General features: G+C 35.7%; 19 protein-coding genes. 1 reads left to right on the top strand and 18 read right to left on the bottom strand.

Annotated elements, in window-relative coordinates; all coding sequences use genetic code 11:
* Window positions 1-35 precede the first annotated feature (35 nt).
* The 7 genes from P9L98_00095 to P9L98_00065 form a co-directional block, all read right to left on the bottom strand.
* Window positions 36-1,460, bottom strand: coding sequence for a glycosyltransferase family 39 protein (locus tag P9L98_00095; GenBank protein MDP8215714.1), 1,425 nt, complete (start codon window positions 1,458-1,460; stop codon window positions 36-38).
* Entirely contained in the window at window positions 1,460-2,971 is a 1,512-nt protein-coding gene (locus P9L98_00090; protein MDP8215713.1) for a glycosyltransferase family 39 protein, read from the bottom strand. Before P9L98_00090 ends, P9L98_00095 begins: the two co-directional genes overlap by 1 nt.
* 91 nt (window positions 2,972-3,062) lie before the next feature.
* A complete protein-coding gene (locus P9L98_00085) occupies window positions 3,063-5,003 on the bottom strand; it encodes a tetratricopeptide repeat protein (protein MDP8215712.1) in 1,941 nt (646 codons plus the stop codon).
* Window positions 4,990-6,450, bottom strand: coding sequence for a tetratricopeptide repeat protein (locus P9L98_00080; protein MDP8215711.1), 1,461 nt, complete (start codon window positions 6,448-6,450; stop codon window positions 4,990-4,992). Before P9L98_00080 ends, P9L98_00085 begins: the two co-directional genes overlap by 14 nt.
* Window positions 6,440-7,918, bottom strand: coding sequence for a tetratricopeptide repeat protein (locus P9L98_00075; protein MDP8215710.1), 1,479 nt, complete (start codon window positions 7,916-7,918; stop codon window positions 6,440-6,442). Before P9L98_00075 ends, P9L98_00080 begins: the two co-directional genes overlap by 11 nt.
* 20 nt (window positions 7,919-7,938) lie before the next feature.
* On the bottom strand, window positions 7,939-8,799 hold the full coding sequence (locus P9L98_00070) for a glycosyltransferase family 2 protein (protein MDP8215709.1): 861 nt from the start codon (window positions 8,797-8,799) through the stop codon (window positions 7,939-7,941).
* Window positions 8,800-8,862: 63 nt separating this feature from the next.
* Window positions 8,863-9,189 (bottom strand): type II secretion system protein, encoded by a 327-nt coding sequence (locus tag P9L98_00065; GenBank protein ID MDP8215708.1) that lies wholly within the window; start codon window positions 9,187-9,189, stop codon window positions 8,863-8,865.
* A gap of 655 nt (window positions 9,190-9,844) precedes the next feature.
* Here P9L98_00065 and P9L98_00060 point away from each other — a divergent pair.
* Window positions 9,845-11,245, top strand: coding sequence for a glycosyltransferase family 39 protein (locus tag P9L98_00060; GenBank protein ID MDP8215707.1), 1,401 nt, complete (start codon window positions 9,845-9,847; stop codon window positions 11,243-11,245).
* Here P9L98_00060 and P9L98_00055 read toward each other — a convergent pair.
* Genes P9L98_00055 through P9L98_00005 form a run of 11 tightly spaced genes read right to left on the bottom strand, consistent with a single transcriptional unit; the run spans window position 11,223 to window position 22,225 of the window.
* Window positions 11,223-11,897: a glycosyltransferase family 2 protein gene (locus P9L98_00055; protein MDP8215706.1), complete on the bottom strand. Its 675-nt coding sequence runs from the start codon at window positions 11,895-11,897 to the stop codon at window positions 11,223-11,225. The genes P9L98_00060 and P9L98_00055 overlap by 23 nt on opposite strands.
* Before the next feature lie 16 nt (window positions 11,898-11,913).
* Window positions 11,914-12,579 (bottom strand): PilZ domain-containing protein, encoded by a 666-nt coding sequence (locus tag P9L98_00050; protein ID MDP8215705.1) that lies wholly within the window; start codon window positions 12,577-12,579, stop codon window positions 11,914-11,916.
* Window positions 12,576-13,802: a type II secretion system F family protein gene (locus P9L98_00045; protein ID MDP8215704.1), complete on the bottom strand. Its 1,227-nt coding sequence runs from the start codon at window positions 13,800-13,802 to the stop codon at window positions 12,576-12,578. The genes P9L98_00050 and P9L98_00045 overlap by 4 nt, the downstream gene beginning before the upstream one ends.
* Window positions 13,803-13,808: 6 nt before the next feature.
* Window positions 13,809-15,599: a GspE/PulE family protein gene (locus tag P9L98_00040; protein MDP8215703.1), complete on the bottom strand. Its 1,791-nt coding sequence runs from the start codon at window positions 15,597-15,599 to the stop codon at window positions 13,809-13,811.
* 3 nt (window positions 15,600-15,602) lie between these two features.
* Entirely contained in the window at window positions 15,603-15,980 is a 378-nt protein-coding gene (locus P9L98_00035) for a hypothetical protein (GenBank protein ID MDP8215702.1), read from the bottom strand.
* A complete protein-coding gene (locus tag P9L98_00030) occupies window positions 15,977-17,509 on the bottom strand; it encodes a tetratricopeptide repeat protein (protein MDP8215701.1) in 1,533 nt (510 codons plus the stop codon). The genes P9L98_00035 and P9L98_00030 overlap by 4 nt, the downstream gene beginning before the upstream one ends.
* A gap of 4 nt (window positions 17,510-17,513) precedes the next feature.
* Window positions 17,514-18,896: a secretin N-terminal domain-containing protein gene (locus tag P9L98_00025; protein ID MDP8215700.1), complete on the bottom strand. Its 1,383-nt coding sequence runs from the start codon at window positions 18,894-18,896 to the stop codon at window positions 17,514-17,516.
* Window position 18,897: 1 nt separating this feature from the next.
* Window positions 18,898-19,314 (bottom strand): hypothetical protein, encoded by a 417-nt coding sequence (locus P9L98_00020; protein ID MDP8215699.1) that lies wholly within the window; start codon window positions 19,312-19,314, stop codon window positions 18,898-18,900.
* On the bottom strand, window positions 19,311-19,919 hold the full coding sequence (locus P9L98_00015) for a hypothetical protein (GenBank protein MDP8215698.1): 609 nt from the start codon (window positions 19,917-19,919) through the stop codon (window positions 19,311-19,313). Before P9L98_00015 ends, P9L98_00020 begins: the two co-directional genes overlap by 4 nt.
* Entirely contained in the window at window positions 19,904-21,598 is a 1,695-nt protein-coding gene (locus P9L98_00010; protein MDP8215697.1) for a hypothetical protein, read from the bottom strand. Before P9L98_00010 ends, P9L98_00015 begins: the two co-directional genes overlap by 16 nt.
* Window positions 21,599-21,610: 12 nt before the next feature.
* A complete protein-coding gene (locus P9L98_00005) occupies window positions 21,611-22,225 on the bottom strand; it encodes a class II aldolase/adducin family protein (GenBank protein ID MDP8215696.1) in 615 nt (204 codons plus the stop codon).
* Between the last annotated feature and the right edge of the window lie 281 nt (window positions 22,226-22,506).

Below are 22,506 nucleotides of genomic sequence, written 5' to 3'. Positions count from 1 at the left end.
CCTTTAGATAAAACTTATAAACCTAATACACTCTTTCAAAATTGTAACAAAGTCGATTTAAAATCCAAATAACTATAGAGATTCGCATCTTTAAATGACGTTATATATTTGCTGTTATTTAAAAAACTAGGGAGATTATTTTTCTCCAATAAAGAGCTTAAATCCTGCCCTTTTTTTAAAACAATAAAGACTCTCTCTGTTGTCTTCAAATCTGCCCCCAGATAACTCCAAGAGATACTATAATGGTTAAAATAATAGGCAAGAATAAAGTCTACAGGCATAAAACATAACACATTGTCACCCTCTTTAAGTCGTCCTTTTAAAAATAAAACCAGATCTTCTGCTCCGCTCAAAGTCCCTGTCTCTTCGCTCTTAATAACAGCACCCTCCTTAATAACCGCAAAAGAGAGAAATAAGGTAATCGATATAACTATTATTCTGAACAATACTTTTTTAAAATCACATTTAAAAATATAGACTAAAGCCGAAGAGACAGCTCCAAAATATAACGGAATTAGAAACATAAAGACTCTCTGAGGAGGAATCTTTCTGCTTAAAAATAATATGCTCATTATAGCTAAAACGGACGGTATTAGAATAGAGATATATTTTTTCCTTAACTCTTTTGACCCTACAGTTCCCACAAATAACGCTAGAACTAATGCCAATCTATCCCAGCCAGGAAAATCCCTCATCCAGCTTGACCAAAGATTAGATAAATATCGGGGCAAATCCTCTATAAAACCAAAAGAGCATCCGAGACTAACAAATCTATTTGCAAAAATAGAAGCCAGTCCAGATTGCAGAATAACCGGAAGATATAACCCTAAACTTAGCAACGATACAATTATCATTGAAATAATCAACATTTTAATTTTATGTTTTTTAAATCTATCTTGAATAATCCTGGTCAAAAACCAAAATAATCCTACTATAATAGGGTAAACCATAACCGGAATAGTATATAGACCCAAGGTTGCCGAGAGTATAAAATATACCCAACCCCCTTTCTGCTTTTTAAATATAAGCTCTATAGAATAGAAAAAAACAATAGCCAGCAACAGATAGAGAGTATAGCCTCTGGCATTAGTAGAATACTCTATAAGGAGAGATGAAGTTGCAAGGAGTACGGCAGAGAGCAAGCCAGACTCTTTATTAAACAAAGATGATATCAAATAATAACCTGCAGGAATTAATAGAAGTCCAAAGAGAAAAGAAGGTATACGCATAACCCATTCAGAATCCCCTAGTAAAACATATAGAGGGTGAGCAAAGAGATTATAGAGAAGGTGATTGTTGGGTGCAATATAATGTGACAACGAAAACGACAGCGGCTGAGAGAAAAAGAATAAAAATCCAAATGCCTCATCGTAACGCATAGGCTGACAGATATAATACAACCTCAATCCGAGAGCTATTAATACAACGAGAGCAAGATATCCCCTCTCTCTTCTATCCATCAACGCAGCACCTCAAAGACTCCAGATTCACCTTTCATATAAATAAGTTTTATTTTATCTTTAAACTGATATAGAAACGGCCCTAGATATATACGGGTCTGCGGTGAGAAATTATCTACTACTATATAGCCTATCTCTTCTTCAACAACCCTATTCCAGATATCGTTTGAATCTTTACTATAGGGAAATATTAACGACTTGTGCTTTGTAAGTAAATAACTCACGGTCGGCTTACGTGATAGTATTATCTTATCGTTTACTATATTATCATTTATCCAATCATGAAGAGCTATGAACTCCTTTTTTGCTTCCGATATTTTAGTCAGATCTGGAATTATAAAAAAATCGCTGGTTATATTTATCAGTAAAACCACAACCAATATAAGGCAAAGGATGGAAGAGGTATATTTAATTTTAATAAAAAACAAGGCCTTAGTTACACCTTTTATGAAATAATAATAGAGAAAAGGAATTATCGGCATAAGAAACCTATAAGTCTCTCTATAGGGCCAGACAACTAAAATAACCATATAGATAATAAAATAGTAGTTAAATATAGGCTTTTTCTTATCCTTAAAACTTGAACATAATCCAAATAGAATAAACAATACTACAGATAACCATATAAAATTGAAAATGGAATAATTTTTTAAACCTATGAGAGGAATAATAATAACTGCTATATCCCTACAATATATATTAACTCCTTCTATAATTCTTAAAATAAATGTGCCCGGATCCGTAAATATGCTGCCCAAGAAAGGTTTGTAGGGGTCTATTAGCCAAAACTGCCCTGTAATATAGCTGCTGTTAATATCCAAGCTCGAAGGGATAAATCTCCAGATAAGAAAAAATATAAAAAATAAAACCGAGAGGTTTAATGCTGCTTTATAATCACGTTCTGTTTTAATAAGAAATAGAATGACAGCTAAAAAAAGACTGATACCTATATAGCGTGTAAAATAACTAAGAATAATTGAAATAAAAGATAGTATTAAAACAATATATCTCTTTTTATCGTAAAAACTAAAGTACTTCAAAATTAATAAAAAACTTAAAAGAGATAAAAAAAGATATAGCGCTTCGGTCAATATATGCATAGTTATATAAATAAAAAAGAAGAGGTTTGAAGCTGTTAAAAGGCATATTAGAAGAGAACCTCTCCTGTCTAAATAATTCCTCATCAAATAGTATGTTAAAATGAGGCTAATATACCCCACAATCGCAATAAAAATATAGATAACCTGATAATTAAGACCAAAAATAGCTATAATAAAAGAAAGAAAAGTCGGGAAGACCGGCGGATAGTGATCAAAAAGGGGTTCACCAGGCAGGTTTAAAGCACGATACCCGCAACCGCTCAAAATGCTTTTGGCAAGAATAAGATACTGCGCACTATCGCCACCTGTTTCCGAAAAATCAATACTTATATTACTCAATGCAAAACACCAAAAGAGAATACTGAGAAGAATGATAAGATGATATGTTCTTATTTTTTTAAATTTAAACATAGAGATTCTTTTCGGAATTCAGACCTTATATAATATCTTTCGTATTTAGAGCCGAGCCTCTCTCTGAGAAGCGGATTTAAGAGCAAGGTTTTCATAATATCCCTTTAGCTATAACTGCCTCTACTTCAGGAGGTATACCATACCCCAGAGATTCTGCTCTCTTTATCAACCTAACCGCCCCATCTCTATTACCCCGACTCAGATAATATAACCCTAAATTGTAATAAGAAGCAGCAAATGAAGAGTCAATCTTTAAAGCTCTCTTCAGGTAAATATCGGCTTCTTCTGAATCTTTCTGAGCCAAAAGAGAGCCTAAATAGAAACACCCTTCTCTATGAAAAGGGTAGACTGAAAAAAGCTTCTTATAGTAATCTATAGCCTCATCTCTCTCACCCTCAAACTCGCTTATTCTACCAAAAAGAAAATAATACCCCGGACAATCTAAACCTAAATTATAAGATCTGTTCAAATAGTTGCGGGCCTCATCCAGATTACCCTTCCTAAACATATAGTCTCCGGCATAGAACAGAAGCTTCGCATTGTAAGGGTAGATTTTAATCAACCTCTCAAAGCCAGATTTACCGCTCTTTAAATATAAAAATCCAAGCAAGCTGTAAACGTCATTAATATAAGGAAACTCCTTAAAAGTCTTTATGGCAATCTCCTCTGCTTCTTCGTATCGAGCTTCATCAATTCTTATCTGGGCTAAGCTAAGAAGCGCTTTTGCTTTAAGCTGGGGATTTCTAGCATTTAATATTAATCGATTAAATCGCTCTTCTGCAGCAGAATATCTTTTTTCCGTTTTAAAATATGTTCCGATTTGAAAATTAGCAATCTCAGAATCCGGATAACACTCCATAATATCACAGGATATGATAAGCTCATCTTTATAAAGCGGGTTTCTCAAATATGTAATTAGTCCAAGTCCAATTAAAAACATAACTAGAAGCAGATTTAAAATATATCTTCTAATCTTCACTCTGCTTAAAAATATATAGAGAAGAAATATAATGCCTATCTGGGTTAAATAGAAATGGCGCTCTCTGGCTATTGATTCCAGTTGAATACAAAATCTCCAAAAATAAAAAGATACTCCCCACAGAATTCCAAATTTTATTCTGTTATCGGTTCTTAAAAAGACTATCAAAGAAGCGGTAAGAATAGAGACCGTAATCCAGCCTGCCGCATCGAAGTACGATAGAACCTCTATGTTCTGATGATCAAAAGAAAATCCTGCCGGGACAAAGAAAAGCTTTATAAAGAGAAGCAGAGCTTTAAGTTGGGTCAGAAGATTTAGCCCCCAGGTTCTAAACTGAATATCTACTGCAGCTTCTGCAAAAACAGCCAGTCTCATTATTTTCCAATAGATAAAGACAGAGATTGAGATTAAAAGATAAGAAATCAAACAGGTAAACTTTTTTAACCCTCTCTTATCAAACAACAGAATGTATGAGAATAAAATTGGAATATACAAAACAAAATGCTCTTTGGTTAAAGCAGCAAATAGATAAAATACGATGGAAAGATAGAATAGATGTTTAGCTTTAGACAGACTATACTTTAGATAAGAATGGAAAGAGAGAAGTATAAAGAGACTGAAAAGCAAAGTAGACCTTGCCATAATATGCACTACCGCGTCAAGATTAATGGGATGAACCAAAAAAAAGATAGATAGTAAGAGCGCTATTTTTGAATTAGACTCTCTAAAGAATAGACATAATATTCTATACAGAAAAAACGCAGAGAGAACATGGAGCAGAATATTAAAAGCTCTATACCCTGAAGCATTATAATTCGATAAGCTATAACTCAAATTATAGCTAAGCATAAATAAAGGCCTGAATGCTTTTTTAACATCTTGAGATATATAGCCCAGAAAGTAATAGGGGGTAAAAGAGAAACTTTTTATCAAACAATTCTCTCCTATTAAATAATGATCGCTAAATATAAATCCATTATTCAACGAAGTTGAATAGAGACCAAAACCTAAAATCAAAAAAAGCAAAAGAATGCACCATCTATTTTTTAACATCACCAAGATAGCTCCCTTTTAAAATTTTGAGTCTCTCTCTTCCCAGATCAAATTCCGGAGCTATATCCAAGCTCTTACAATAGCAGCTGATGGCCTCATCCATATCTCCTCTCTCTTCAGCAGTTAAAGCAAGGCCATAATAGGCCAGGTGAAGTTCAGGAAATATCGTAATAGTTTTTTTGAACTCTTCTTCGGCATCCAGATATCTTCCTTCATTAAAATATATTATGCCCAGATTATAATGAGCTTTGTAATTAGACGGGGTATGTTCAATCTCGTTCTTATAAAAATCTTCAGGAGTCCCCCACTCTTTATTGCGCTCTAGAGTTGAAAATCCATAGTATATAAGCATACCTGTTATAAAGATATAACCGGCATACCTATATACTGCTCCCCTGTAAAAGAGACTATATATTAACGATACCATTAAAGCAAATATTGCAGGCAATCCCAGATAGAGCCAATGCTCGGCACAAGGAGCATTCAATGCAACTACTACCCCGGATATAAGCAGAAAGTTCAGGATATACCATATAGAGAAAAATACCATTCTCTTGCTCTTTCTAATTGAATAGAGTCCAAGGCAGACGACTAAAGAGAGCAATATAAAGTATAGAATAAATGCAGGGTCTTTGGGTGAATCTATATAACTGATAGCATAGGACAGCCTAAGGTTGTGAGGAAAAAATATTATTTTTAAATATCTAAAAAATAGATAGGGTGCAGTTAAAAATCTTCCGCTTAACGTAGGCTTAAAAAAAGTAGCGGCTAGAAAACCCGGCAATCTCAACAGCATGTAAATAGCAGCAATAACCAGATGGCAAATAAGATAACGCAAAGAAGGGCGATAGAAGATAACTACATAGGTCAAAAGTAATAGAGGTACTATCAAAGCTATCTCTTTAGATAAGATTGCAGCTACAAAAGACAGCATGCTTAAAATAAGAGCAATATTCTTATGACTATCCAAGAACCTGAAAAATAAGATCAGAGATAGAAAAGAGAAATATCCTGCTAATAGATCGGCTCTACCAGATATATAGCTTACCGCACCAGTATTGAGAGGATGAATTACAAACAGAAGTGCTATTAAGAAAGCCTCTTTTCTTCTTTTGAAGAATCGTAGACTTAAACCGTATAATAGCAAGCTATTAAATACGTGAAGTAAGACGTTGATAAGATGGTAGCCTCTAGGGTCAAAAGTCCAGAGCTTATAGTCAAACATATAGGAGATAATCTGCAAGGGCCTAAAAGGTAATCTCAAGATATCAGAATTGAATATAGTCTTAAAAAGCTCGGGGATATACTTAAAAGAGGTTATCAGCTCATTGTTTAATACAAGGTGGATATCATCATAGATAAAGGGGGCATCTAAAATACCTATATAGACAATCAGTCCTGCAGCTACAATTATTAGTAAAGGCAGGATATCATCTCTATTTAACATCAGCACTCTCAATGAAATCCAATATTTTTAAATTTAAAACAGCCTTACTGTCATCTCCATCTAATGCTACTGCAGACTGGAACCATTTTCTAGCCTCTTTATACTGTTTCAATCTCAAGAATACTACACCTAAATTGTTACAGGTCTCATCCAGAGAAGAGTAAGTATAATAACCGCTGAAATCCTGTGTTGCCAAATGATAATAATATATTGTCCGGAAATAGTCATTATTTAAAAGATGATGATAGCCCAGCATATTATATGCCTCTTCACTCTTTGTAGAGATATCAATCGCCCTCCTAAAGAGCAGCTCGTTATTTTTAAAATACTCCTGATATTTAAGATTAAAAAGACCGTAAAATAGAACAACCGCTACCAATGGTATTTTAAGACTTTTTCTCTTTGAGATAAGATACCCAACGACCCCAATCAATCCAATGCCAGGGAGATAGAAAAACCTCTCGGCCCAAAAATGTAAAGCCGGGACAATATTCGATATAGGAATATAGAAGAACAGCAACCATCCTAAAAACAGAGAGAGGGTTAAGTTTTCTCTTCTTACAGAACGGATAAAGAATAGGGCTATCATGAAGAATAAGATTAATCCAAAAATAACCTCAAAGTTAAAGATAGAACTATATTTTGGAAAAGCATCGCTTAAAGAAAGGTTGAAAGGCATAAAGAACTTAAACAGATACCTAAAAAACCCTGCAAAAGAAGATAGAATAGTTATAAACGGTTCGCCGCGCAAAAGAGATAGACTACTGCCGATATAACCAAAGATTTTAAACCTGATAAACAGATACCCCGAAGCAAGTAAGAGATACCAGATATTACAGATCTTGAACTGATTTTTAGCTTTTGCAATGATAAAGATCACCAAAAAAAATGGAAAGGCAATCTCCTTGCTCATTAAGGCTAAGATATACCCTAAAAGAGAGCAGATAAAATAGACCGCCTTACCCTTTTCCTGGAATGTCAGATATGACAGAAACGCAAATAGAACAAAGAAGGCAGCCAGCAGGTCAGCCCTTGCCCCTAGACAGACCACTGCTGAGGTATTGAGTGGCAAAAAACCATAAAGAAGCGTGGATAGTAAAGATATCTCTTTAGCTATTTTAAATTTCAATAAAATAACATAGAGCAATATTAAATTAAATATATGCAGCAGGATATTGGTTATACGAAAACCCAGCGGGTTTTTCCCGTAGAGTAAAAAATCCAATGTGTACGAAATTTTAAATAGAGGCCGATAATAATTACCCTGGCCTTTAGGATTAAGCAGCGGCTGAAATAACAGGTCTTCAAGCTCCTGCTGACTTTGAATAATACAGCTTTCTTCCTCAATCTGAGCATTGTCCAGCCAGCTAAATTCAAAGCTCAAGCTTTTGAAAAATACAATCAAGACGAGAATAAAGATTATAGAGAATTGAATCCAGATTTTATCTTTGATAAACAGACTTCCCAAAATTCATATCATAGCCCTGTTCAACTATCCTCTTTTATGTAAAGCTGTGCAACCTGTTCAGCGATAAGCGAAAGCATAAATATGATGACAGAGGTAGAGAAGAGCAGCAGGCTCATATTGGTAAAACTGTGCCTGTCAATATAAGTGTAGATATAATAAAGCAATCCTGTAATGAAAAACAGAGATGAGATAGGTAAAAACACCTTGAATGGAGAATAGATAGTGGCTATCTTTATAATAATAAGCATGAATTTCATTCCATCTTTTAAAGGATTTATCTTGCTTAGTCCTTTCTCTCTTTTTAACATGTCAACCTTTTGAAATTTTATACTTCTACCTGTTTTAAGCAGAGCCAGCGTTAAGGTAGTTGGATAAGAGAACCCGTTGGGTAAAAGATATAGAAACCGCCTACATAGATCTGCCCTGATAAGCCTAAAGCCTGAGGTCAAATCGACTATCTTTGTAGCTGTAACATAACTTGATAGACGATTAAATATATGGTTTGCAACCTTTCTATACCAAGGACCTTTATATCCAACTCTTGAACCGACAATCATATCATAAGAACCTAACCCTTGAAGCAGCTTGGTAATCTCTTTTGGGGGATGCTGCAAATCTGCGTCCATCAATAATATCCAGTCACCGCTCGAGGCTCTAATACCACTCTTTACCGCAGCACCATTGCCTATATTATAAGGGTGCTGAATCAATTTAACACAATCTAAACCGTGATCCAGCCGATGGGATATTTCATCTTCAGAGCCATCATCAACCACTATAATCTCTTTATCATATCCAGAGAGCTCTCTATCTATCTCTTCCAAAAGCTTGAGGAGATTCTCTGATTCATTATAGACAGGTATTACAATGGAAAGCTTCATTTAATGAAATACGGCTTATAGGGAAACCATAGTCTCTCTACAAGCCGTATATAAATTTATATACTAATGGCTATGAGATGTTGCAACACCTGTGGTTGCATTATAGGTATAACTACAAGCGTAAGGACAGGCCGGCGCCGCTTGAGCAGCAAAATAGTTATGCACAAAAGTAGTTAAAGCCAAGGTTGTAGGAAATTCCGCGCTGCCATCAACCGCCGTCTTTGCATAGTATGCAGCAATTGCCGATCTTACGGTAGCAATATTTCCATCACAAGCAGCCTGTTTTGCATTTGCCTGTAAGTCAATAAACTTAGGCACTGCTATTGCCGCCAAAATAGATATAACAACTATAACCATAACCAACTCAATTAGTGTAAAACCATGTTTCATACTAACACCTCCTTTAACTGATTTCTTACATTTAAACAAAAAACCTCCTTCATGTCAAGTACGAAGGAACACCCCGATGTTAAGCATTGGGGCTTGTCGCAAAGCTGTCAAGATATTATATAATATAATCTTAAAATTTTTTATAATAAGTTTAACTCAATAAACAATGCAGATCTGCTAATATATTCATATAACATAATTCACTTTTCAATATTTAAAAGAGATGGATACACTTAAAATACTGCTAATCTATGTTTACCTGATCTTTCTTTTAAGCAATTTGGGTAAGTGTATTATTCCCGTTTATATATCTAACAAATTATATTGTAAAACACCGGTTGCTATTATACTTATAACTCTCACAACCACTCTGTTGGGATTTACAGGTCTGCTAAAAGCACAGTATATCTTGACCTTAATAATCATACTGTCGCTATCACTGCTTCGGACTATGATTAGAGACTGCAGATCATGCCTATTGAAGCTCAGCTACTTAAAAACCATTAAAACTGAATTGGTCTTACCTTTATTATTAATAGTATCTTATCTTTTCATAATACAGCTTAATGCCCTAACTCCCCCAATCTCACGCGATGCATTAAACTACCACCTCTACCTACCCAAATTATATCTAGAAAATGGGCAAATTATTACAATGACGGAGAACATCTATAGCTACTTCCCCGCTTACTGGGAGCTCTTCTATTCATTTCTGCTCTCTCTATCTAGCGATATCATGCCTAAATTAATGCACTCTCTATTCCTTATAATGAGTATCTTTTTAATCATGGACTTTGTTAAAATCTTAAACAGAGAAGCCAAGCCTGTATATGGTATAATCGCAGGGATAATATTCCTCTCAGCTCCTACAATAACAAAGATTGCCGGCTGGTCCTACCTCGACATAAGCTTCTCTCTCTATCTTCTACTTGGAATTTACCTGATGATACAATCCCATCAGTCTGGGAATAAAACTTACCTCTACCTTGCCGCAATCTCTATCGGATTTGCAGCAGGAATGAAATATCTAGGCCTCATCTGGCTCGCACTATCAGGGCTGCTTATATTTGAGATAGAGAGAAGCGTCTATAAATCTTTTAAAACCTATGTCAGATTTATTCTGGTTGCTATTCTTGTTGCTTCCCCTTTTTATATTAGAAACTATATTCAAACAGGCAATCCATTCTTTCCGTTCTTATCAAATATGTTTGGATATAAAAATATTGAGGTAGAAAAATTCGAATTAATTATGGCTTATTTTCGAAGCTACGGACAAGGTATCTGCTTTAAAAACCTCCTACTTTTGCCCTACAGGCTGCTATTTGAATCTGAATTCGGGATTCCGAGTAAATTTGATGGAAAGATAAGCTTGCTATTCATACCAAGCATCATTGCGATTATTAAAATCAGGAAAACCATACCATACAAAAGCCTATTATACATACCATTAATATACTCGCTTATCTGGTTCTTGCTCAGCCAGCAGATAAGATTCTTGATACCGCTACTCGCAATCCTATCTATTGTAACAGGGCTCTACTTAAGCCATCTAAGATTAAAATATTTGAATTATATTCTCATATTTGCAGGCCTGCTATATCTCTATTATCCTCTGAAAGAGTATTGCGAAATCAAGCCTTATAATTATATTTTTGGCAGAGAATCAAAATCTGAATTTATAGCACGCCATATCAGGGCTTACCCTATAATAGAATATGTAAACAATAGTCTCCCTCAGGAGGCTAAAATAATGCTCCTGGAGATGGGGGCGGTAGCCTACCTCCTGGAAAGAGAGCTTTACCAGGAGAGCATCTTTGAGGAGTATTCTTTCAGAAGAAGGCTAAAAAGTTCAAGAATCAGCACAAACCTGTTCTTCAAAGAGAATAGTATCGACTTTATACTAATAGATAAGCAGTTTATGAAAAGATATATAACTCCTCTTATGGATAAAAAAGAGCTGAACATATTAGAAGAGATCTACTTAAAAGATCTGACTCTTCAATATCGCTGGAATAATTTCGCCTTGTATAGAGTCAATATTGAAAACGGTACTTAAAAAGAGCATAGATAGATCTTAACCCGTCTTTATAAGATATCTTCTTACCCTCTCTATAATTTCTGAATCTATAGCTTATGGAATGTTGATAGAACTTAAACTTATTCCTTAAAACTTTAGCTGTAATCTCTGCTTCTACTTCAAACCCCTCTGATTTTAATTCCAGGCTGAGCCAATTTTCGCGATACATCAACTTATAACAAGTCTCCATATCTTTAACCCAGCAAAAGTAAAACAGGCTGCTAAAGATACTTAAACATTTATTTCCCATCTTATGCCAGATAGGAGTCTCATAATCAAAAGAGAATCTATCACCATAGATAACATCTACATCTTTACTTTTTAAGATATTAAAAAGCATGACCATATCATCCGGATTATACTCAAGATCCGCATCCTGAATAGCAACAATCTCTCCCTGCACAACTTTCAACCCTTCTCTTACAGCATTACCCTTGCCTCTGTTTAGATCTAAAGAGATGGACTTTATGCCTGACTCTCTTGCCATCTCATCTACTCTCCGCTGAGTATTATCGGTTGAACCGTCATTGACCACTATTATCTCTTTATTAACATCGAGATCCAGAATCTTATTTAAAACTCTTATTATCGTCTTTTCTTCGTTATAAACCGGAACGATTATTGATAACATTCAGACCCCCGATATCCTATTCTAAAAGAGAGAAACCCTGCTTTAAGGCAAGCTTACCTCTATCTCTATCGCTCATCTTTGTAAAGACCATGCCATATTCATAACCTTTATCTACGCTCTTCTTCCATACAACTTCGGCTTCGCCGGTCAATGGCCAATTTTCCTGAGGCAGGTAGAGCCTGAAGCAGCACTCATCGCCTTTATCAAAAGAGTCTTGGGAGAAGACTTTCATACCGGTTGTACTTAAATCCTTAGTCAGCCCTTTAAGATTAAACTCTTTCTCTGCTAATCTACGCATCTCAAGGTCGAAACACATCCCGGTCCTTAAGGCCAGCCTCTCCCTCTCTACGTTTTTCTTGGATAAAGTTTTATTTTTAGCTGTTCTCAATACAAAATAAAGATAGAACAGACAGACCGTAATTGCCGGATATACTAAAAAACTGTTCTTTTTTAATAATAGGAACACTACAGAATAAACGAAGAAAACAGCTGCAATAATGCTAAAAATATCAATGAATTTAAATTCGGAAAATTCGGGCTTCTTATATAGTAATAATACTGTTAACAAAAATGTAGCCAATATTAAGGCTATATAAATATTAACTGTAACTGAAAGCTTAAAAAATGATGCAAATAATAACACTGATACAGATAGAACACATATTTTTATCTCTTTCATCATGTTTTAAATAATTGAGTCATATTCCACATAGGCAAGAATACACCCATGGCTAAGATTAACACACCGACAGCAAGAATAGCGGTAAGCACTGGCTCTATTGTAACAGTTAGAGCCTCTATTTTGTTTTTTAATTCCGCATGGTAATAAGAACTCATAGAGTCTAGCACTATATCCATAGCTCCTGTCTGCTCTCCTACTCCAATCATATTACCAATCAATTTAGGAAAAGCCTTGCTCCCTTTTATTAAAGCAGAGAGAGCTTTACCTTCTGAGACACCTCTACCGAAACCTTCAATCTGATTTTGTAAGAAATCATTCCCTAAAGTCTTAGAGACAATGTCGAGAGATTTAAGAATCGGGATACCTACATTGTTTAAAGCGTTGAAGATAAAGCAAAATCTCAATAGACTCACTTTGAGAAATATCTCTCCGAATATGGGAATTTTGAGTTTTATCTTGCCCCAGATAAAACTACCCTTACTTGTCTTCCTCCAATAATTAAAACCTATGCTACCCGTTAATGCAAAAATTACCAAAAAAACTATATTATTTATCAAAAAACCGCTGGTCCCTAAAAGCACTCTTGTCGGCAAAGGTAGATCCATATCAAATTGCCCATAGACCCTTGCAAATCTGGGTATTACAAAGAAAGATATGCAGAATATAGCAGATATAATTCCTACAAAAACAAGGGTCGGATAACGCAAAGCATTCTTTACCTCTAGAGAAATATTATAATCCCTCTCCATGGTCTGAGCAAGATTGCTTAATATCTCGTCCAGCATACCTGCAATCTCACCTGAAGCAATCATCTCTGTATAGATCTTAGGAAAGATATCGGGAAAGCTTGCCATAGCCTGAGACAACAATATTCCCTGTTCAACCTTAACAATGACTTCAGAAAGAACTGCTTTAAAGAATTTATCCTGGGTCTCTTCAACTAAGAATCTTAATGCATTCACAACAGGAATCCCGGCTTTAATAGTAGTGGCAAACTGTAAAGTGAAGGCTATTAAATCTCTCTTACTTACACGGTCTTTAAAAATAGAGAACCGCTGTTCTCTTTTAACCGAAGTAGCGGCAGCCTCGACTTTATCAAAACTTATCGGAAGCAGGTCCCTCTCTTTAAAAAATTGCATCAATTCGCTCTCGCTTGCAGCGGTTACTTTATCCTTAACCGCCTCTCCATTTTTATTTCTTGCAAGATAGTTATAGATAGTCATCTTAAATTATTTTCTTTTGGTCTTTTTTTCTTTTTTAGCAATCCATTCTTTTATCTCTTTATTGTAACTCTCTACATCCTCAATTGCTGCTTTACTCTCCCCTTTAACCTCTTCGGCCTCAGCCTCTTCATTCAGCTTAACGCTCTCTCCGGATTTAATTTCAACTACCTCTTCACATACTCTAGAGACTTCATCTAAAGTAACGGCGCCCCGTAATACTTTTGTTATGCCGTCTTCAAACAATGATCTCATTCCTTTAGATTGAGCCTTACCCCGTAACTCTACAACCGATGCGCCGGAGACAATCATCTCTTTCATCTCATCATCCAAAAGCATGATCTCAAAAAGACCTACCCTGCCTTGATAACCTGTCCCCTTGCAGTAATCGCAACCCTCCCCTTTATACAGCGTGACTTTCTTGCTGTAGTTACGTAAATTAAAACGTTCAATAACCGACTCAGAAGCTTTATAGCTAATTTTGCATTGGGGGCAAATCTGTCTTGCTAGCCGCTGAGCCATAACCGCAACAAGACTGGCAGAGATAAGATAAGGCTCTACTCCCATATTATATAATCTTGTAACAGCAGAAGGAGCATCATTTGTATGTAATGTAGAGAATACCAGATGTCCGGTTAAAGCCGCTTGAATAGCTATAGTTGCCGTATCCATGTCTCTAATCTCTCCAACCATTATAATGTCAGGATCATGCCGCAAAATAGAACGTAAACCGCTTATAAAGTTCAACCCTGCTTTAGAATTGACCTGCACCTGTCTTATCAGAGGAAGCCTATACTCTACAGGATCCTCAATAGTTACAATATGTTTATCTATAGTATTGAGCTCCATAAGAGCCGAATAGAGCGTTGTTGTTTTTCCACTTCCAGTAGGACCTGTAGTGAGAATCATACCGTAAGGATGTGCTATTGCTTTTCTAAACAGTTTCAGAGAACTACCACCAAAACCGAGCTTCTCGAGGCCCAACAGTACATTGGCTGTGTCGAGAATCCTTAAGACTACATTTTCTCCGTTAATCGTCGGTAAAGTTGAAACCCTAACGTCAATCTCTTTAGCATCTACATTGACTTTAAAATGGCCATCCTGAGGCAATCTAGACTCTGCTATATCCATATTAGCCATGACTTTTATTCGAGATACCATGGCCATCTCAAGCGACTTAGGCGGAGATGGAACTTCCTGCAATACACCATCAATCCTAAATCTTATCCTGAGCTTATCCGTTTCAGGTTCAATATGGATATCAGAAGTTCTATCCCTAACAGCTTGAGCTATTACAAGATTGATGATCTGAATGACGGAATCTCCGATATCATCTCCTATCTCTCCAATCTTCTGAACTATCTTCTCTGCGCTAGATACCGATCTATAGACTTTATCAATACCGCTACTTATCTCAGACCCGGATATTAAAACAGGCCTTACATTGAGTCCTGTAAAATTACGGATTTCAGTCATGACCACCTGGGCTACTGGAAATAGCGTACCCACAAAAAACCAATCGTTAATTTTAAACAGAGGTAATACGTTATTTTTACGGGCAAAATCCTCTGGTAATATATATATTGCTTCTTTGCTAAAATCAATATACTCTAACTCCAAGTAAGGAATTTTATAAAAGAGGGACAACTCTCTGAAGATTCTTTTTTCATTCTCCGAGTCCATCTCAATGAGAACTTCCAAAATATCTCTATTCTTTTGAACAGATAGAGTTTTGGCTTTCTCTATCTGCCTTTGATCTATTAATCCCTTCTCAAGTAATATAACAACAATCTCTTGCATCTTTTAAATAAATTTTTTTATCTCTTCAAATATATAATCCATGTTATATATCTTAAATAAGACTTTATCAATATCCTTATCCTTCGCAATCTCTTGAGCTTTTTTATCCAGAGTATCTGTTATAAGTATCGTTTTCATATCTTTAAATCTTTTATCTTTCTTAAGAAACCTAAAAATCAGATGGCCATCCCAATCCCATTGAGGAAATATCATCTCTAATACTGCAACTTTAGGCTGTTTTGACTGTATTTTGCAGAATGCATCGAAAGCTTCATTTGCAATATAGACCTCCTTAGCTATAAAGTCCTTCTGTATCTTATCTGAGAGAAGATTTAAAAATTGCAGATCCCCGCCGCCGAGTAGAATATATTCATCATTCATCGCGATATCTCCCTAAGCATATTTTCTACATCTTTTCTATCTTTTGATTTAGGTTTAAGCTTTAAATATTGAGTAAAATAATGCCTAGCTTTATCATAATCATAGATATAATATCTATATACCAAACCGATATTATACACTGTGTCAGCATCATCTGGGATTATCTCATAGCTTTTCAAAAATTCATCTAAGGCCTCTTTAAAACGGTCATTCTTTAGATAGTATACCCCTAGATTATAATGGACAGCAGCTTCTTTCTCAAGGTATAGCCTCTGTTCTCCCTTGGATGCACTCTCGCGGCTTCTCTTAAGCTGATATATCAAACTGGTCAAAACAACCTCTGGTTCTATCTTATCTATCTTCATACTGCCTAAATCTACTACTGATTTCTCGTTTTTAATATCACCCTTACCTGATTCATCAAAAACGCTGCTTAAAGCACTTATCTTGTGCTGTAATTGAGCGTTCATATCCGAAACATCTCCTAAAACTACGCTGAGATTTTTATAATTGACCTGAAACTCTTTAAGTTCAGTTTTGAGCTTCTTATTCTCACTGTTGAGACTTAAAACCTTCTCTCTCTGTTTCTGAAACTGCTTTTGAATCTCTGCCAGCTTGCTTTTTAAAGCCTGCACTGCACCAGCCTTTTCCGTAATTTTACTCTCTTTATCAACAAGGATTTTTAGGATATCCTCTCTCTCTTTCGCTAAATTATCGACATTATCCCGCAACTCTAAAATCTCTTCCGCCCTTAGCCCGGTCTTAACCTTAGATTCTTCAAGAAGGGTTTTCAGAGCCTCTAAGTCCTTCCCTCTTTTACGCAGTCCTTTTTTTAGCTCAGAAACAGTAAGCCTTAAAATCTTAATCTCCCGGGTCAGAATATTTTTATCTTCTTCGATATTGCTCAATCTATATTTTAGACTTAAGTTTTCGGTATCTAATTTCTCTATCTTACTCTCTATGCTTTTAAATCTCTTGGCCTCCCGAAAAAGATCTTCTTTTTCAGCAGATAGAATCTTATAGTCTTTTTCTATGTTCTGCAGCTGAGCTTTAAATTTTTCATTCTCTTGCTTAAGAGACTCTGAATCTTTTTTCTTTTTTGACAGAAAATCGATCTCTTTATTAAGTCTCTTTATCTTCAGTTTTAGCTCCCGTCTCTCTCTGGTCAAATTATCAGCGCTCTGATTCAAAGAGTTTATCCTCTCTTTAAGACGAGGGTATACACTATCGAGTTTTAACCGTGTATCTTCAAGGCTTCTTTTTAAAATTTCACGCTCCGTTTTTAGAGAGAGCACTTCCCCTCTAAGGATTATTATCTTACCGGCCATACTCTTTCTCGCTTTGACTTCTTCATTAAACTGCACTGTTTTAAGCAATAACCCCTTATTGATATCTCCAATCTTTCTCTCTAAAAGAACAACTTGGGCTCTCTGCTGGACAAAAATATAAATAAAGACCAGAAAAATAAAAGATAGTATTACTGAGATACTACGAATGGATAAATTTTTTATGCCTTTTTTTCCAATCACGATATTATTCTATTTCTTTCTCCGGTTTAAAAAGCTTCTTAATCTCAATTAGTTGTTCTTGGCGTTCTGACTTATTCCGCACAATAGTGGCTGTAACAAATATTAAAAGATCTGTTGTCTCCAGCTCCTTGCGTTTATGCCTGAAGATAAGGCCCAGAAGAGGTATATCTCCCAGAAGCGGCACCTTATCCACCGTATCTACTTCTCTCTGCTTTATTAACCCTCCGATAACCACTGTCTCTCCGTCTGCAAGCTGAACCTGGGTAGTGGCTTCTCTTGTATCAATATAAGGCCGTTCATCATTGGGTCCCACATAGACCCCTGAGAAATCACTTACTACAGGATGGAGAGTCATCCTTATTTTATTATTAGGAGATATATGAGGAGTAACCTTTAAAGATATACCGACTTGTTCTTCTTCATAACCAGAGATCTCATAAGTACCGGTATCATCGTTAAAAGTATAGACAGGGATCGGAACTTTTGTCCCGACTAATATACTCGCCTCTTCATTATTCAGCGTAACAATTCTGGGATGAGATAATATCTTGCTATCTACATCCTGTTGTATAGCTTGAAATACTGCTTGGAACTCGCTAAAGTTCAAAGTCCCAAATGTAAAATCATCTGCATCTGTATAAGGAAATCCGCTGGAACTCGGAAAGAGGCCAGTATCAATTGTGCCAGCAGTTGTAGAAGTATCAGTGGTGTTTTTAGGATAGAGCTTGCCACCGCTATCATGGCTAAAGGGAAAAGTAACAGGCCTGCTGGCTCCTGAAGCTGCAGCCTTCATAGTCCACTTTATGCCCAGCTTGGTATCGTCGTCCACGCTGGTCTCAACAATCTTAGCCTCTATTAAAACCTGCAGAGTCTCTCTATCTAGCTCTTCTATCAACTTTGCAACTGTTTCCATTGTATTAGAAACATCAGTCACAATAAGCGCATTAGACCTTTTATTAATTTCTATCGAGCCTACAGCTGTAAGAACTTTTTCAAGACTAACCTTCATATCTTCGGCATAAGCATTATTTAAAACAAAGACCCTTGTGAAAGGAGCCTCTTTTTCAATTTCACTAATAGTCGTAACTTTTATAACCGAACCTTTTTTTGTGTAAGCATATCCGCTTGCAGTAACTATTGCATCTATTGCTTCTGAAACTGTAATATTGGAAAACTTAACGCTGATTCTGCCTATAACCTTATCCGAAACAACTATATTAAGATCGAACTGTTCTGCCAGCATCCTGAGTATATCTCTTACCTCCGCATCTTTAATCTCCAGAGCCTGGATAACACCTTCCGATGTTTTAAAACTTAGATTCTCTGCAAAGGAAGAGAGATTCAAAATAATTATTGTAAGCATTGTTACGATTATTGCTCTTTTCATTTCAATCTCCTTTTTTCAACTTAATAACTAAATCCTTTGTGCCTTCAGTTATTATAATGTACTCATCAAATATCTTTTTAATCCTGTAAGCTCCAAGAATATCATTTTCGCGATAAATCTCACCTGCTATCATGACCCGGCTCTCATCCTGAGATATCAATATTGCCTCAATCACAATATCTCCTAAAAAACCAGCTTCTCTATGTAAAGTAAAGGGATTTCTTAGCCACTCTTTAGACCTCTTCTCAAAACGCATCTCATCTGCACTGGGAGGAAGAGTTACCTCTGCTTTATTATCAAACCGTTTTTTAAGATCGATGACATCGGGAACCCTCAATACAGGAGTACCTATAAAATATATGCCTACAACAAAACCGAATGCAAGAAATGCAATTAAAATAATCAATCTTTTTCTCATCTCTCTTGATTAAGTATAAAGTCTATTCTCATATTAATATTTATGCTCCAATCATCTATTTTGACTATATCCATATCGTGAATTCCAGATTTAAAACCTTTGCGCTCTAAATTCTCAAGAAACATCCCAAAGCTCAAAAAGTCCGCTATACATTGTAATTGTAGGCCATATCTCGTTAAACCATCCACAGGAGAAGCTGGAATATCATATATATATTTGAAATCTTCTATTTTGATTCCATGCTCTTCCATCTCCGTTATTACCTGATTTGCCAAAGTAAGAAATTCCCGCTCTTCTGAGAGGCTATTCTCAAGCATACTCTTCCGCCTCTTTAGAAGCTCTATCTCCCGATCTATATTAGGGTGCTCAGAAAGTAAAATATCTAAATCTTTCGTCTCTTTGTTTATATCATTCAATCTTTTTTGATAGCCCCTGGCTTCTGAAATTTCAGAAAATATAAATATTCGCAACATTAAATAGCCTAAGATAGAGGCAGAGAGCGCAACAATGAAAGTAATCTTCTTCTCTTTCACAAAGCGAATTAAATATTTTAAATCCGCCAATTTAGTTTTTTCAAAAAAATCTTTTTTTAATTTAAATAGCATCTCAACTCAAAATATAACTGATTTCTATAACCCTTATGTATAGTATCTAATATCTTAGCCTCTTTAAAGTAAGCAAAATCTTCTAATCTCTTAACAAAACTATTTAGTATTGTATTCAAAGAACCCCATCCAGCACTGATATTACCCTTTATTGATACAATCCGTTCACCGCCTTCTGCTCCTCCCTGAATCTCTTTCAAGATAATCTGATCCGGAATTACACTGCTTATCTGCTTTAAAATTCCCACCCAATCGAAATAGTCTGCATATACCTTAGATATTTTTACCTCCAGAGATCTTATATCACTATATAGTTTATCAACCTCTTTTACCTTTTGGAAGAAAGGCGATAGCTCCTGATATGAATTCTCTGCTTTAACGGTTATTTTTTCCAGATAAAACATATTTAAGTTTAATCCCAAATAAAAAAAGAACAGGAAACCTATCAGGCCGGCCAGATAGATATAGATTATATTCTTAGCTTTGTGCGTCTCTTTTATAATTTTGTAATAAGGCGAGATAAGATTGTATTTTTTGGAAGGCTTGTTCAGAGCCGCAGGTATAAGGCCCATTTCAATTTTATCCTTATCGGAGATATCTGCCTCCACTTCTATCTTGTCGGTCATATTTAAAGGATCTAGATAGAGATAAGGAATAGAAAATCTGCTCTCTAAAAATAATCCCAATCCGTCAACTTTTGCTCCTCTCCCTATAGTATAGATACCTGTAATCTTCTCTTCCCCGGGGAAAAATTTAAGATATTCAGATATGAAAGCTCCCGCTTCTTGAGAGAAAGAATCAAGGGCTGGGGCAAGCAGCATTCTTAACTGTTGATAAGCAACGCTTGAGTCTCTCTCTTTTGCTTCTGGATGGCCCGCTTTTTCTAAAATACTTAATCTCCTATCACTCTTAACAACATAGCTACCTTCTTTTAAAGGATAACCGATATCTTCTACTATTTTGGCTGCCTCCTCTAAGCTTATCTCTGTTGGACCGGAACTGGTATAGACTGTCCGGGCTAAAGATTTTTTTAAATCCTGAAGACCAAAATTTAAAACTTTATAAAAGCTAACGGCTCTATCCTTTATAAAAAAGAGTTCGGTGTAACTTTCCTCTAACCTTAATACCAAAATAGAACTTCCTTTTGGTATTAACCCCAAACCGCAAAAGATGCTTTCCAGCGATACAATAGAGGTCTCAATCCTCTCTACATCTATACCTGATTTACTCAACATACCAACAACCCTATCCGAGACAGCTGTTTTTACTCCGGTAACCATGCCAATAACAACATTGTCTTTCTCTAATTTGACAATATTGTGATCAAGATAGTAATCGCCGAGAGTAATACGCATATCATGTGTAAGCATATACATGCAGTGACTCATTACTTCAGCTTTTGGAATCACAGGCAGCACTTTAGCGCAAGCCAAAAGATAGTTGGGTGAGAATATAAGATGAGCTCCTCTTACCTCCGGAACAGAGAACGCCTCTAAATGCTTTTTAAAAAGCACCCAAAAGAGGTCATCTTCTTTAATTCCCTTGGTATAGAAAAAATCGAACTTCTTAACTTTAAGACTATCTCTGTTTTTCTCAAGAAGGGCTAGGCGGATATAGTTTGAACCTACCTCTATTAGATATTGCTTTTCTGCTTTGGCTAAATTATTTAAAAAATCCATTCGCTTCCTATTTTAACACAGGTTTTTAAGTAATCTCAAATAAATCAATCTCTGAGCCAATCTCTCTGCAGTCAAGGCATAGTTATAAACGGTCTCTAAATCTTCTGCTGCAGAGACAATACCATGTTTATTTAATACTAAAAAGGGGTATTTATCTATATTGGAAGCTACTCTAACGGCCAATTTTTCAGAGCCCGGTTCATAAAATGGGACTCTTTTGATCTTGCCTTTTAAAAGATAATTGAACTCTAAATCATCTGAATCCAAATCAACATCTAAATCATCTAAAAGAGATATATAGATGGGGTGTAAATGCAATATTGCTCCCAGAGAAGGGTTTTTAAGGTAACTTAAATGGTGCATCTTCCACTCGCTGCTTATAAGAGCATGCTTTTTAAGCTTACTGGGCGAATCTTCCAATGAGATAACTGAAAAGTCGGACTCTGAGGCTAGCTCTAAGTTAACTCCTCTGTTTTTTATTATTATCTGACCATCTAATTTTAAACTGATATTTCCAAAAGAGGAATAGGTTAGCTTGTTTCTGGAAATAAGCTTTGAAAACAGCAGCAACTTCTCTTTTGCTTTGATTATTTGAACATTGTTAAATACCCTATCTCTTCTATCCATTTTATATCTCTTTAATAGGACATTTTAACTTAAATCCAGCTAAAAAACATTAAAAACCAGCCTTTAAAACAGACCGGGCTCATGCTGCAGCAGTTTTATCATAAATATTATCTTCTTGGCATGGATATTGAATATTATATAATAGATAAAGTAAAAGAATAACTATGAAGAGAAAAAGTTTCACTCTAATAGAGGTAATAGTAGCTGCAGTCTTATTGGCTATAGGTGTAGGCGGCGGTATAACAGGATATAAGATAGCAGATAAGCAGATTGAAAGAAGC

Origin of the sequence: Candidatus Kaelpia imicola (assembly GCA_030765505.1) — a bacterium.
GTDB lineage: Bacteria > Omnitrophota > Gorgyraeia > Kaelpiales > Kaelpiaceae > Kaelpia > Kaelpia imicola.
The sequence above is the reverse complement of the archived record's forward strand: the minus strand, read 5'-3'. Positions and strand labels throughout refer to the sequence as shown.

What these genes read in the sequence shown, in the direction of transcription:
- P9L98_00095 (MDP8215714.1), bottom strand. Translation starts at nt 1,460, where the DNA reads ATGGATAGAAGAGAGAGGGGATATCTTGCTCTCGTTGTATTAATAGCT.
- P9L98_00090 (MDP8215713.1), bottom strand. Translation starts at nt 2,971, where the DNA reads ATGTTTAAATTTAAAAAAATAAGAACATATCATCTTATCATTCTTCTC.
- P9L98_00085 (MDP8215712.1), bottom strand. Translation starts at nt 5,003, where the DNA reads ATGTTAAAAAATAGATGGTGCATTCTTTTGCTTTTTTTGATTTTAGGT.
- P9L98_00080 (MDP8215711.1), bottom strand. Translation starts at nt 6,450, where the DNA reads ATGTTAAATAGAGATGATATCCTGCCTTTACTAATAATTGTAGCTGCA.
- P9L98_00070 (MDP8215709.1), bottom strand. Translation starts at nt 8,799, where the DNA reads ATGAAGCTTTCCATTGTAATACCTGTCTATAATGAATCAGAGAATCTC.
- P9L98_00065 (MDP8215708.1), bottom strand. Translation starts at nt 9,189, where the DNA reads ATGAAACATGGTTTTACACTAATTGAGTTGGTTATGGTTATAGTTGTT.
- P9L98_00060 (MDP8215707.1), top strand. Translation starts at nt 9,845, where the DNA reads ATGACGGAGAACATCTATAGCTACTTCCCCGCTTACTGGGAGCTCTTC.
- P9L98_00055 (MDP8215706.1), bottom strand. Translation starts at nt 11,897, where the DNA reads ATGTTATCAATAATCGTTCCGGTTTATAACGAAGAAAAGACGATAATA.
- P9L98_00050 (MDP8215705.1), bottom strand. Translation starts at nt 12,579, where the DNA reads ATGATGAAAGAGATAAAAATATGTGTTCTATCTGTATCAGTGTTATTA.
- P9L98_00045 (MDP8215704.1), bottom strand. Translation starts at nt 13,802, where the DNA reads ATGACTATCTATAACTATCTTGCAAGAAATAAAAATGGAGAGGCGGTT.
- P9L98_00040 (MDP8215703.1), bottom strand. Translation starts at nt 15,599, where the DNA reads ATGCAAGAGATTGTTGTTATATTACTTGAGAAGGGATTAATAGATCAA.
- P9L98_00035 (MDP8215702.1), bottom strand. Translation starts at nt 15,980, where the DNA reads ATGAATGATGAATATATTCTACTCGGCGGCGGGGATCTGCAATTTTTA.
- P9L98_00025 (MDP8215700.1), bottom strand. Translation starts at nt 18,896, where the DNA reads ATGAAAAGAGCAATAATCGTAACAATGCTTACAATAATTATTTTGAAT.
- P9L98_00020 (MDP8215699.1), bottom strand. Translation starts at nt 19,314, where the DNA reads ATGAGAAAAAGATTGATTATTTTAATTGCATTTCTTGCATTCGGTTTT.
- P9L98_00015 (MDP8215698.1), bottom strand. Translation starts at nt 19,919, where the DNA reads ATGCTATTTAAATTAAAAAAAGATTTTTTTGAAAAAACTAAATTGGCG.
- P9L98_00010 (MDP8215697.1), bottom strand. Translation starts at nt 21,598, where the DNA reads ATGGATTTTTTAAATAATTTAGCCAAAGCAGAAAAGCAATATCTAATA.
- P9L98_00005 (MDP8215696.1), bottom strand. Translation starts at nt 22,225, where the DNA reads ATGGATAGAAGAGATAGGGTATTTAACAATGTTCAAATAATCAAAGCA.